Genomic DNA, 12,114 nt, shown 5'->3' with positions numbered 1-12,114 from the left:
CGGGATCAGCTCAGGCGGGCCTTGATCTGCTGGCTGACGGCACCCATGTCGGCACGGCCCTGAACCTGGGGCTTGAGCAGGCCCATGACCTTGCCCATGTCCTTCATGGATTCCGCCCCGCTTTCCTTGATGGCCGCGTCGATCAGGCCGTTGAGCTCGTCTTCGGACAGCGGTTCGGGCAGGTATTCTTCCAGCACGACGATTTCCGCCGCTTCCTTCTCGGCCAGGTCGCTGCGGCCACCTTCCTCGTACTGACGGATGGATTCCCGCCGCTGCTTGACCATCTTCTCCAGCACGGCGGTGATGTCGGCTTCACTCAGCTCGATGCGCTCGTCCACTTCCCGCTGCTTGATGGCAGCCGAAAGCATGCGAAGAATGGCCAGCCGCTCACGCTGCTTCTCGCGCATGGCGGTCTTGATGTCGTCCTGAATGCGGTTGCGCAGGCTCATGGTCAGACAATCCGAAGCGGGCGGAATCCGGGGCCCGAACTCACTCATCCGTGGTTCGGGCGGGCGAACGGTCCTGGTGTCAGACGCCCTCAGTAAGGGCGCTGGCGACGGGCCTTTTCGCGGGACAGCTTCTTCATGTGGCGCTTCACCGCGGCGGCGCGCTTGCGCTTGCGTTCCTGGGTCGGCTTCTCATAATGTTCGCGGCGGCGGACTTCGGTCAGCACACCGGCTTTTTCGCAGGAACGCTTGAAGCGGCGCAGAGCGACTTCAAAGGGCTCGTTCTCTTTGACGCGTACGCTGGGCATGTAAACTCTCACCTCTGAATTGGATTTCCTGGCGCACACACGGCGGCGCCGGGGAAAGGCGCGCAATTTTATAGACATTCCCGGGGATTTGCAATGCGTGTGCTGGGCATCGAAACATCCTGCGACGAAAGCGGCGTCGCCGTCTATGACGGCGAGCGTGGCCTGATGGCCCATGTGCTCCACAGCCAGGTGGATGCCCACGCCGTCTACGGCGGTGTCGTGCCCGAGTTGGCCTCCCGGGATCACATCCGCAAGCTGGCCCCGCTGGTGCGGGAGGCTCTGGCCGCGGCGGATTGCGGGCCGACCGACATTGACGGAGTCGCCTACACCGCCGGGCCCGGTCTGGTGGGGGCGCTGCTGGTGGGCGCCAGCCTCGGACGCAGCCTGGCCTGGGCCTGGGGCGTGCCCTCGCTGGGTGTCCATCACATGGAAGGTCATCTGCTGGCGCCCTTGCTGGAAGACGATCCGCCCGAGTTTCCCTTCCTGGCCCTGCTGGTCTCCGGCGGGCACAGCCAACTGGTCGCGGTGGAAGGCCTGGGCCGGTACCAGACCGTCGGCCAGTCCATCGATGACGCCGCCGGCGAGGCCTTCGACAAGACGGCCAAGTTGCTGGGCCTCCCCTATCCCGGGGGCCCTGCCCTGGCTGAACTGGCCGAGACGGGCACCGCCCGTTTCGATTTTCCCCGCCCGCTGACCCGCAAACCTGGCCTGGATTTCAGTTTCAGCGGGCTCAAGACCGCTGTGGCCTATGCCCTGCAGAAAGCGGAGCCTTCACCGACCCTCAAGGCGGATATTGCCCGCAGTTTCGAGGAAGCGGTGGTGGATACCCTGGTACTCAAGTGTCGCCGGGCCATCCGCCAGACCGGTTTGCGCCGCCTGGTCATTGCCGGCGGCGTGGGAGCCAATCGCCGCCTGCGCAGGGCCATGGCGGCCATGTGCGAAGCGCAGGATGCGAGTCTGCACTTTCCCCGGCCGGAGTTCTGCACCGATAATGGCGCCATGATCGCCTTCGCCGGCTATTGCCGCCTGAGGGCCGGGGAGGTGACCCCGCCCGGGATCTCGGCCCGCGCCCGCTGGCGTCTGGATGAGCTCCGGCCGCCAACGGCGGCCGCCTGAACGGGATCTCTTCGCTTGCAATCTTCCAGCAGGGAAATGTGAATGGATACGGTCTACATCCGCGGCCTGCGGGCCCGAACCATCGTCGGCATCTTCGAGTGGGAGCGCCGGCTGGCTCAGGAAATCGTGTTTGACATCGAAATGAGCACGGACATTCGTCCGGCGGCCAGAAGCGATGCCATCGAGGACGCCCTGGATTACAAGTCGGTGGCGAAGGCCGTGGTGGCGCATGTGGAGGCCAGCGACTACCAGCTGGTGGAGCGCCTGGCGGAGTCCATCTGTGAACTCATCGTGCGGGAGTTCGGTGTCACATCGGTGGGATTGACCCTCAACAAAAAGGGGGCACTCACCGACGCGGCGGACGTGGGGGTTCGAATCCAGCGTCGGCAGGACGATTACGCGGAGGTCTGATGGACAACGTGGTCTATGTCGGTGCCGGCAGCAATATCGACCCCGAGCGCCACATCGTTCTGGGCCTGGAGGCCTTGCGGCAGCGTTTCGGTCCCATTCGAATCTCCCCGGTCTATCGCTCCACCCCGGTGGGCTTCGACGGCGACGATTTCATCAATCTCGTGGTGCGCTTTCACAGTGATCTCGAGCCGGCCTCGCTGAATGATGCCCTTCACGAGATCGAAGATGCCTGCGGGCGCCAGCGCGATGGCGTGCGCTTTGCTCCCAGGGTGCTGGATCTGGATCTGCTCATGGTCGGACAGCGTGTCACGCCGCCGGGCAGCCAGCCCCATCTGCCACGGGATGAAATCATCCGCTATGCTTTCGTACTGAGGCCACTCGCCGAGCTGGCCCCTGAACTGCAGCACCCGGTGGAAGGTCTGAGCATGCGTGCCCTCTGGAATCACCACCGGGACAGTATTGACCGCGGGGACCTGCGCCTTGTGCGCCTGGATCTGCCGGCCGGAGTAACAGACTGACATGACCCGACAGCCAGCCAACCATCGTCGTGCAATCCTGATGACATTGTCGGCCATCATGGCGCCCTTGATTCTCACTGCCTGTCTCAGTGACATCCAGGATAATCAGACGGCGGGTTTCCAGCAGGCGGAGAACCAGCTGGCCTGTTCCACCGTGGGGCAGAACCGGCGGGTGCGGAATATCATGCAGGCCTGGTATCTCTACGTGGACCAGATGCCCGAGCGGGATCCAAGCCATTTCGCATCCCCCCAGCAGATGCTCGATGCCCTGCGAGTGGATCCGCCTGATCGCTTTTCCTTCCTGGCGGATCGCGAGAGCACTCTGAGCTTTACCGAAGAAGGCATCACCATTGGCATCGGAATCTCGCTTGCCCTGCTGGAGGCGCCGGACGACTATCGTGTCGTGGACGTGTTCGAGGAAGGGCCGGCGGCAGCTGCCGGCATGAGCCGTGGTGATCGCCTGCTGACCATCAACGGACGTACGGTGGAAGACTGGTTTCTCAATGAAGGCCTGGGCGCCGCCTTCGGTCCCAATGTGGTGGGCGAGCCGGTCAGTCTGACGGCGAGACGCCCGGCCGGTGAGGAGTATTCCGTGGAACTGGAAAAGGCCGAGTTTCCGGTGGATTCCGTCACGGCGGTGAGCTACTTCGATCTTCCCGATGAGCGCCGGGTGGCCTATTTTCTCTTTCGCAGCTTCATCGAGCCGGCACGAGCGCGCCTTGACGAGCTGTTTGTCGAACTGTCCGAGGCCGACGTGGATGAGCTCATTCTGGACATGCGCTACAACGGTGGCGGGCGCATCGCTGTGGCCGAGCAACTGGCCGGACAGATCGGCGGCGGCCGTGTCGTGGATGAGGTTTTCGTGCAACTGCTGCACAACGATGCCCGCAGCGGCAACGACGTGACGCGAACCTTCAAGCAGGAAACCGCAGCGCTGGGTCTGGATCGCCTGGTGGTGCTGGCCACCGGACGCACGGCCTCCGCCAGTGAACTGATCGTGACCGGTCTGCGCCCCTTCATGGACGTGGAAATCATCGGCGACACCACCTTCGGCAAGCCGGTCGGCTCCTACGGATTCGATGTGTGTGACCTCCTGCTTTTCCCCACCGCTTTCGAATTGCGCAATGCCAGTGACGAGGGTGACTATTTCGATGGTCTGCCGCCGACCTGCGAGGCGTCGGACGACACCGGGCTGGCCTTTGGCGACCCGGAGGAAGCCAGTCTTGCCCAGGCCCTTCACTACATCGAAACCGGGAGCTGTGATACGGCGGCGGCCCGGCTGGCGCGCGAGAAATCCGCCCGTATCCATCGTCCCCGGCTGCATGATGGTGAAGACTGGAACCCGCGCAATGCCGGCATGCGCTGAACGCTTTTCCCTTCTGCAACGGGTGCTGCAAGGACCTTGACCCGGAACCGCAGCGGCTGGCGATTCCGTGACGGGGGCCTTGCCGCTCTCACCGGCAAGCCTTCATCATGACGCTCACACCTTCACCATTCGCCAACAAGGACAGCTGACGATGCGGCAGACCCTGCTATCGCTGGCGGCGCTGCTTTTCTCCACCTTCCTCCTGTTGCTGGGGAGCGGCCTGCTGGGGACCCTGCTCAGTCTCAAGATGGGTATCAGCGGACTGGCGGATCCCCTGATCGGTCTGATCATGGGCGGCTTTTATGCCGGCATGATGCTGGGTGGCATCGTCTGCTACCGCATCATTCATCGTGTGGGGCATATCCGTGCCTTTGCCGCTTTCGCCGCCCTGAGCTGCGCCGTCATCATGGTGCACGGTCTGATCCTCAGCCCCTGGATCTGGATTGTGCTTCGAATCATCAACGGCATGACCATGATGGGGATGTTCATCGTCATCGAGAGCTGGCTGAACGAGCGGGCCGAACCCCGGATGCGAGGCCGGGTTTTCTCGTTCTACATGGTCATCAGTTTTCTCGGGCTCGGACTCGGACAGTTCCTTCTCAACCTGGCCGATGTGGAAGGCCTGGAGCTGTACTTCGTGGCCGGCCTGCTGTTCTCCCTCTGCCTGGTGCCCATCGCGCTCAGTCGCAGTGTCCACCCCCAGGCGCCCCAGGGCGTGCGCACCCGTCTGCGTCATCTCATGCGCCTGGCCCCGTTCGGCGTGGGTGGCTGTTTCGCCGCCGGGCTGATGTTCGGTGCTTTCTATGCCCTGGGTGCCGTGTACGGTACCAACATCGGCCTGACTACCGGGGGTGTGTCACTGCTCATGGGGGTGGCCGTGCTGTCCGGCCTGGTGCTGCAGTGGCCGGTGGGGCATGTTTCCGACTTCTATGACCGCCTCAATGTGCTGGTGCTGCTGCTGGCGCTGGTGAGTGTCATCAGCCTTGCCCTCGCCCTGCTGGGTGACACCGGCATGTGGCCACTGTTGATCCTGGCCGGGCTCATGGGGGGCGTGGGTGCGACCATCTATCCCGTGTCGGTGGCCCATGTCACCGACTACGTCAATCAGCAGCAACTGGTGTCCACCAGTGCGACGCTGATCAAGACCTATGGTGTCGGCGCCACCCTGGGCCCGGTTGGGGCGGCTCTTCTGATGGCCCTGATCGGGCCCCAGGGCCTGTTCCTGTTCATCGCGCTGGTGTGTGCCGTTGCCGCGGTCATTACCGCGCTGCGTCGGCGCCCGGCCGAAGTGGCCGTGGAAGACCAGGAGCCCTTCGTGGCCATGCCGCGTACGGGTTCCACCCTGATTTCGGAAATGGATCCACGCACGGAAGTCGAGCCGGAAGAACCCGACTGGAGCCGGCAGGAAGAGCCCAATACCGACGATCACCGGCCCTGAAGCCATGCTGTCAGAAGCCGGCGAGGGTCCAGATCAGGAGGGCCACGATCAGCAGCGGCAGTGCGAACAGATAGGCACCGGCCAGCAAGAGGTATTTCACGGCGGTCAGGAAGTAGCCCTGTGCATAGACCCGGCGCAGGGCCATGCCCAGCCAGATGAATATCCACACCACCCCGATGGCCCATGTCCAGCCCAGCCAGGCACCGCCGATGTCCAGTCGAGTGGCCAGCAGGCTGTTGCCGCCCAGAACGATCAGGAGCAGGAAGAGGAAGGCGTGGAAGTGGGTGAGAAAGAGCAGGTGATTGACGAAATACCGCCGCGATAGCGGGTAGATCACCCGCATGAAGCCCGCCATCAGGGGCAGCATCAGGAACAGGGCGGTTGAGGCATTGCCCAGGACCTGACGATAGACGCCCTGAGTGTCGCCGGCGGCGACCTGGATGCAGAGGGTGCGCATGCGCCGGGTCAGGCGTTCCGGCTCCAGGCCGGCAAAACCGATGCCGAATGCGCTCATGTCCGATTCCAGGCAACGCTGTATGCCGCGTTCGATCTGCTCGTCCTGGCGGCTCACATCCGCCGACAGTGGCTCGGCCCCGAACTGGAACAAGGGCAGGTTCTGCCCCCCGAGCAGGGAGAGGCCAAGGAAGAACAGCAGGCTGAGAAGAATGTAGAGCCGGAACGGTGGCGTGTAATGTACCCGGCCCCCGTGCAGGTAGCGATGGGTCAGTGCCCCCGGCCGCAGGGCAAGATCGCGCAGGGTGCGCCAGATTCGGCTGTCGGCATTGAACAGGTGATCCAGCGCTTCCCGGCCCATCCGGGGCAGGCTCTGAATGGGGGAGTCCCGGCGCTGGCCGCAGTCGCGACAATACTGACCGTATAGCGGGCTGGCGCAGTTTTCGCACTCGCCCAGATCGCTCAGATGGGCCTTCACGGTCAGTACCCGCCGACTGGCACGCATCTGCTTGCCAAAGCGCTCAACGCCATCGGCCCGCAGGGCCTCCGCAGGCCCGGCCAGATAGTCGTCCAGGGCTTCGCGGTTGCGCAGCCGGTAGCTCACTACCCGTCGATGCCAGCCGTCTGCTGCCTTTTCCCGGTCACGCTGGATGCGTGCCGCGAAGAAACCCGGCTGGGCCAGCAGTTCCCGCACATGGCCGGGTAGCCAGGCGTCGAAATCCTCGATGCGCCTGGGGGCGACCTCCAGGGTCACCTCATAAATGACCTCGCCGTTGTCAGGCGTCAACGTGGTCACGTTGGCCGGCATCCCGGTCAGTGCCGCTGTGGGCCGGAATGCCGTCGAAGGGGCGTGTGCCCAGTTCCCGGCCGTCGAAGTCGTCCACCGCGATGATTTCCGTCAGCAGGGCGTCGTAACGCAGCATGAGTTTGCATTCCTCGTCGTCCAGAATGCCGGCCTCCCCGGCGAGGCGATACTGTTCCGCCGCTGCCCGGTGCGGAATGCGGCCATTGCGAACGGCCTCCCGCACCCGCTTCTCCAGTGGCTCGACGGCGTCCACCATGGCCAGGGCATCCGCCAGCTGTTTCATGGGCCCGTCCTGGCCAACATAGACCGGTCGCGTGAGCCGCTCCCGGCTGGAGCTTTCACTGATGAGGCGATCGGCGATCTGGTGGCCCAGGGCATCACTGGGAGCGGAGAAACTGCGCCCTCGGGGAAATACCATCAGCCGCAGGATGCGCGCCAGTAAGGGGCTGGGAAAGTTTCGCAGCAGGCCATGAAGCTGTTCCTGGAGCTTGTAAATCAGGTCACGGCAGGCCCATTCCACGAAAGGCAGGTCATCCCCGGGCCGGCCGAGATCCTCATAGCGCTTGAGCACCATGGAGGCCAGGTACATGTAGCTGAGCATGTCCCCGAGCCGCGCGGAAATGCGTTCGCGTTTCTTGAGTGCACCACCCAGGGTGAGCATGCTGACATCGGCCATCAGGGCGAAGGCGGCACTGAAACGGCTGATGTGCTGGTAGTAGCGCCGGGTATCGCCGCCCGGGGCGCTGGTGCCACGTCCCCGGGTCAGGCCCAGCCAGAAGGCCCGGACGGCATTGCTCATGGTAAAGCCCAGGTGACCGAACAGAGCCGCGTCGTATTCGCGCACGGCCTTCTTCTGATCCGTCTCCAGGGCGGCGTGCAATTGCTTGAGTACCCAGGGGTGGCAGCGGATGGCACCCTGACCGAAGATGATCATGTTGCGGGTCAGGATGTTGGCTCCTTCCACCGTGATGGCAATGGGAATGCTCTGATAGCCCCGGGCCGTATTGTTGCGCGGCCCCATGCAGATGGCCTTGCCGGCCTGCACGTCCATGACGTCATTGCCCACCACGCGCGCCATCTCGGTTACGTGGTACTTGAGGATGGCGCCGGCCACCGGTGGTTCCTGCCCCTGATCAATGGCGGTGGCGGTGACGCGCCGGGCGGCGTCCATGATCCAGCCATAGCCGCCCATGCGCGCCAGGGCCTCTTCCACGCCTTCAAACTTGCCGATGGGCATGTTGAACTGCCGGCGCAGTCGGGCATAGGCGCCCGTGGAGTAGATACCCGCCAGGGCACCCCCCGTGGTGTTGGACGGCAGGGAAATGGCCCGCCCGGCCGCCAGGCATTCCATCAGCATGCGCCAGCCCTGACCGGCCATGGCCGGCCCGCCGATGATGAAATCCAGGGGGATGAACACGTCTTCGCCTTCCGTGGGGCCATTCTGGAAGGGGATGTTGAGGGGGAAGTGCCGTCGCCCGGTGGTAACACCCGGCAGATCGGTAGGAATGAGGGCCGCGGTGATGCCGTAATCGTCGGTGTCGCCCATCAGGTGATCCGGGTCATACAGCCTGAAGGCGAGACCCAGTACCGTGGCCACAGGCGCCAGGGTGATGTAGCGCTTCTTCCAGTTCAGGCGAATGCCGGTCACCTCCTGCCCCTGCCACTCACCCTTGCAGACGATGCCGGTGTCGGTCAGGGAGGCGGCATCCGAGCCATTGCGCGGCCCGGTCAGGCCGAAGCAGGGGATTTCCTCGCCCCGTGCCAGTCTCGGCAGATAGTGGTTCTTCTGCTCATCGGTACCGTATTTTTCCAGCAGTTCACCCGGGCCGAGTGAGTTGGGTACGGCGATCAGCGAAGCGGCCGTCGGGCTGTGTCCGGCCACTCGGGTCAGCACTTCCGACTGGGCCAGAGCCGAGAACTCAAGGCCACCATAGGCCTTTGGAATGATCATGGCGAAAAAGCCATTTTCCTTGATGAAGGCCCAGGCCTCGGGAGGCAGGTCCCCCCATTCGTGAGTGACCTTCCATTCATCCACCATGGCGCAGAGTTCCTGCACCGGCCCATCCAGGAAGGCCTGTTCCTCGTCACTGAGCACCCCGGCCGGCAGGGCCGAGAGCTGGTTCCAGTCCGGGCGACCGGAAAACAGTTCGCCTTCCCACCACACGGTGCCAGCCTCGAGGGCCTCGCGTTCGGTGTCCGACATGTCGGGCATGATGCGACGGAAGGCTTTCAGGCCGGGGCTGCTGATCAGCCGTCGTCGCAGCGGTCGTATATTGAATACCACGGCGGCCAGCAACAGGATGCTCCAGCTCGCGATCACCCCGGGGCCAACGTCACCCACGATGGCCTGATAGGCACTGTAGGCCGCGAGCAGCAGAGCGAGACTGAAGGTCGTGAGCAGCAGCCCCGATCCCCGGTAGAGAAGGATCAGGACCATCAGGAACATGGCGGCGATGGTGATGGCGGTTATCAAGGTTCGACTCCCGAATGTCGCCAGACTGGATCAATTCCAGCTATGGTAAAGAGTATGGAGCAAGGAACGCCCCCCCGTGCGGCAAGGCCGGTGCCGGACACCGGTGCCGAATCTGCGTGGTCACTATAGAATGGTGAGCGCCGCAGTGAAAGCATTTCGCCGCTTCTGCAGGCATGGCACGCGGGGGGGCGGGCGGGGTCGACAGTACATAAGCTGGAAAAGGCGGCCGCATTCCGTGGGGCGGTCGTGATGTCGCAGGGACAGGGCTCAAGCCGATGAGGATTTCAAGCCGATGAGTGATGCCAGTGAAGCCCGGCCACGCATACTGGTCGCCGACGATTCCAAGGTCATGCGGCTGTCGGCCAGCAAGATTCTGGATGCCGAGTTCGATCTGATCGTGGAAGTGGACGGGCTGGCCGCCTGGGATCGTCTGCACAAGGATCCCGAAATTCTGGCCCTGTTCACGGATGTGGGCATGCCGGGCATGGATGGCTTCGAGCTCCTGGGGCGAATCCGGGATTCCGGTGAGGAGCGGATCCGGGAGCTGCCGGTCATCATCGTGACCGGCAACGATGAAGATGAAGCACGGGACAAGGCCCTGGATCTGGGTGCCACCGATTTCATCACCAAACCCTTCGACCGGGCCCAGCTGCTGGCCCGCGCCCGCGCCCATGCCACCCACGATCGCATGCGTCGGCGTACCAGCGAGTTGGAAGAAGCCAATATCCAGGACACGGTTACCGGTCTTGGTAACAGCCGTTATTTCGAGCAGCGCCTGCGGGAGAGTCGTGCCTGGGGCCTGCGTCACGACCTGCCCATGGCCGTCATGCGTCTGGATATCCTGGATTTCGAGTCCCTGGTCAGGGAACGGGGCAAACGGGTGGCCGTGGATGTGCTGCGGGAGGTGGGTCAGCAGCTGGCGGCCACCCTGCGCGAGGAAGACGTGATTGCTCGCCTGGGCAGTGCCCGTTTCGCGGCCGTGTGCCCGGAATGCGATGCCGAGGGTGTCCGCGCCCTGGCTGAACGTATCAGCGAGACCCTGGGCGAGCGTCGCTTTGCCGGTGAGCACGGCATCCGGCTTCAGGTCGCAGTGGGCGCCTATCTGCCGGGCAGTGACGAGTCCGAAAGTATCGAGGCCATCTACAAGGCCGCGCAGGCGGCCGTGCAGGCGGCGGCCAGGCAGGGAAGCGGTGGCATCGTCCTGCGGCCACAGGCCGGTTCACCCGGTGATGATCCCGCCGCGCAGCTCGAGGAGGCCCTGTTCAGCCGGCTGAAGAAAATGCTGGAGCGGTTGCCCGCGGCTTCCGCATCTCGAGTGATCAGCCGCCTGCAGGAGGTTTTCGGCGGCGGCGGAGAACGCCAGCGAGGCAGTGGCTAGCACTGCCGCCAAGACCCGCCTCGGCAACCCAACCCGAATCCGCTTCCCGCTTCTCCGCGAAGAACCAAAAAAAAGCCCGCCAGTGATTGGCGGGCTTTTCCGGATGGACGGCGAAAGGGCGGTTTACAGCAGATCCTTCACACCGTCGCGCTCTTCACGCAGTTCCTTGTCCGTCAGGTCCATGCGTTCCCGGCTGAAGTCATCGATATCGAGACCCTGAACGATCTCGTAATCGCCGTCCTTGCAGATGACCGGGAAGGAGTAGATCACGCCTTCCTTGATGTCGTAGCTGCCATCACTGGGAACGGCCATGCTGACCCATTCGCCGTTGCTGCCCAGGTGCCAGTCGCGGATGTGGTCGATGGCTGCGGAGGCGGCGGAAGCGGCCGAGGAGGCGCCGCGGGCCTTGATGATGGCGGCACCGCGCTGCTGAACCGTGGGAATGAAATCGTCCTTGTACCAGCCTTCGTCCACCAGATCCTTGGCACCCTTGCCGTCCACCGTGCAGTGAGCGATGTCCGGATACTGGGTAGCGGAGTGGTTGCCCCAGATGATCATGCCCTTGATGGCGGTGTGATGCTGGCCGGTCTTGCCGGCCAGCTGGGCCAGGGCACGGTTGTGATCCAGCCGGGTCATGGCGGTGAACTGGCGCGGATTGATGTCCGGCGCATTGGCCTGGGCGATCAGGGCATTGGTATTGGCCGGGTTGCCTACCACCAGCACCTTGACGTCGCGGCTGGCGTGGTCGTTGATGGCCTTGCCCTGGGGCCCGAAGATCTTGCCATTGGCTTCCAGCAGGTCCTTGCGCTCCATGCCGGGGCCGCGCGGGCGGGCGCCGACCAGCAGGGCCACATTGCTGTCCTTGAAGCCCACGTTGGGGTCATCGGTGCAGATGATGTCCTGCAGCAGCGGGAAGGCACAGTCATCCAGTTCCATGGCCACACCCTTGAGCGCGTCCATGGCCGGGGGGATTTCCAGCAGCTGCAGGATGACCGGCTGATCCTTGCCCAGCATGTCGCCGGAGGCGATGCGGAAGGCGAGGGCGTAGCCGATCTGGCCGGCGGCCCCGGTAATGGTGACGCGAAGCGGTTTCTTCATCATTGGCTCCCTGAAATTGAATGCTCGAAGGAAAGGCGAATCCGGTGTTTCGCACCCGTCCGCCTTGCCCGGCGCGGGTGGCTCCGGCACCGCTGCCGCGGCTGGGGGCGGGCCGGGAAAGCCGCACATTCTAACAGGAAGCGCCTGATTACGCCGATTTCGCGCCCACCGGCGTCCGCGTGCCGTGGTCGCCTGGCGGAGGCGGCCCCGGCGGCCCGCTCCTTCCCCGTCTATCCGCGGTGAAAAATTTTGGCTCTTCGCGGAAAAGCGGGGAGGAAATTCGGGTGTGGTTGCCGGCTCAGGG

11 protein-coding genes are annotated in these 12,114 nt (G+C 64.1%); 6 read left to right on the top strand and 5 right to left on the bottom strand.

Annotated features, from left to right (window positions below; all coding sequences use genetic code 11):
- Positions 1-5 precede the first annotated feature (5 nt).
- Complete coding sequence (locus tag RBH19_RS13340) at positions 6-449, bottom strand: GatB/YqeY domain-containing protein (RefSeq protein ID WP_306729354.1); 444 nt, start codon at positions 447-449, stop codon at positions 6-8.
- Positions 450-538: 89 nt separating this feature from the next.
- Positions 539-754, bottom strand: coding sequence for a 30S ribosomal protein S21 (rpsU, locus tag RBH19_RS13335; protein WP_306729353.1), 216 nt, complete (start codon positions 752-754; stop codon positions 539-541).
- A gap of 93 nt (positions 755-847) precedes the next feature.
- Between rpsU and tsaD the strand changes: the two genes are divergently transcribed.
- From tsaD to RBH19_RS13310, 5 genes are all read left to right on the top strand, one after another.
- Positions 848-1,870: a tRNA (adenosine(37)-N6)-threonylcarbamoyltransferase complex transferase subunit TsaD gene (gene tsaD / locus RBH19_RS13330; protein WP_306729352.1), complete on the top strand. Its 1,023-nt coding sequence runs from the start codon at positions 848-850 to the stop codon at positions 1,868-1,870.
- A 42-nt stretch (positions 1,871-1,912) separates the two neighbouring features.
- Positions 1,913-2,281: a dihydroneopterin aldolase gene (folB, locus tag RBH19_RS13325; RefSeq protein WP_306729351.1), complete on the top strand. Its 369-nt coding sequence runs from the start codon at positions 1,913-1,915 to the stop codon at positions 2,279-2,281.
- Positions 2,281-2,799 carry a 2-amino-4-hydroxy-6-hydroxymethyldihydropteridine diphosphokinase gene (folK, locus tag RBH19_RS13320; RefSeq protein WP_306729350.1) on the top strand — a complete coding sequence of 173 codons (519 nt, stop codon included), beginning with the start codon at positions 2,281-2,283 and terminating at the stop codon, positions 2,797-2,799. The genes folB and folK overlap by 1 nt, the downstream gene beginning before the upstream one ends.
- Position 2,800: 1 nt before the next feature.
- Positions 2,801-4,165 carry a S41 family peptidase gene (locus RBH19_RS13315; protein ID WP_306729349.1) on the top strand — a complete coding sequence of 455 codons (1,365 nt, stop codon included), beginning with the start codon at positions 2,801-2,803 and terminating at the stop codon, positions 4,163-4,165.
- Positions 4,166-4,316: 151 nt separating this feature from the next.
- A complete protein-coding gene (locus RBH19_RS13310) occupies positions 4,317-5,603 on the top strand; it encodes an MFS transporter (RefSeq protein WP_306729348.1) in 1,287 nt (428 codons plus the stop codon).
- Between the two features lie 10 nt (positions 5,604-5,613).
- Here the strand turns inward: RBH19_RS13310 and RBH19_RS13305 are convergent, their stop codons facing one another.
- Positions 5,614-6,852, bottom strand: a complete 1,239-nt coding sequence (locus tag RBH19_RS13305) for a DUF4286 family protein (RefSeq protein WP_306729347.1) — start codon at positions 6,850-6,852, stop codon at positions 5,614-5,616.
- Positions 6,833-9,334 carry an acyl-CoA dehydrogenase gene (locus tag RBH19_RS13300; RefSeq protein ID WP_306729346.1) on the bottom strand — a complete coding sequence of 834 codons (2,502 nt, stop codon included), beginning with the start codon at positions 9,332-9,334 and terminating at the stop codon, positions 6,833-6,835. The genes RBH19_RS13305 and RBH19_RS13300 overlap by 20 nt, the downstream gene beginning before the upstream one ends.
- 292 nt (positions 9,335-9,626) lie before the next feature.
- Between RBH19_RS13300 and RBH19_RS13295 the strand changes: the two genes are divergently transcribed.
- Positions 9,627-10,712, top strand: coding sequence for a diguanylate cyclase domain-containing protein (locus tag RBH19_RS13295; RefSeq protein ID WP_306729345.1), 1,086 nt, complete (start codon positions 9,627-9,629; stop codon positions 10,710-10,712).
- Positions 10,713-10,835: 123 nt separating this feature from the next.
- On the opposite strand, the gene RBH19_RS13290 is transcribed toward RBH19_RS13295, so the two are convergent.
- Positions 10,836-11,810, bottom strand: coding sequence for a malate dehydrogenase (locus tag RBH19_RS13290; protein WP_306729344.1), 975 nt, complete (start codon positions 11,808-11,810; stop codon positions 10,836-10,838).
- Between the last annotated feature and the right edge of the window lie 304 nt (positions 11,811-12,114).

The organism is Natronospira bacteriovora, assembly GCF_030848495.1.
Taxonomy (GTDB): domain Bacteria; phylum Pseudomonadota; class Gammaproteobacteria; order Natronospirales; family Natronospiraceae; genus Natronospira; species Natronospira bacteriovora.
Note: the sequence above shows the minus strand (reverse complement) of the source record. Positions and strands in the feature narration are given on the sequence as shown.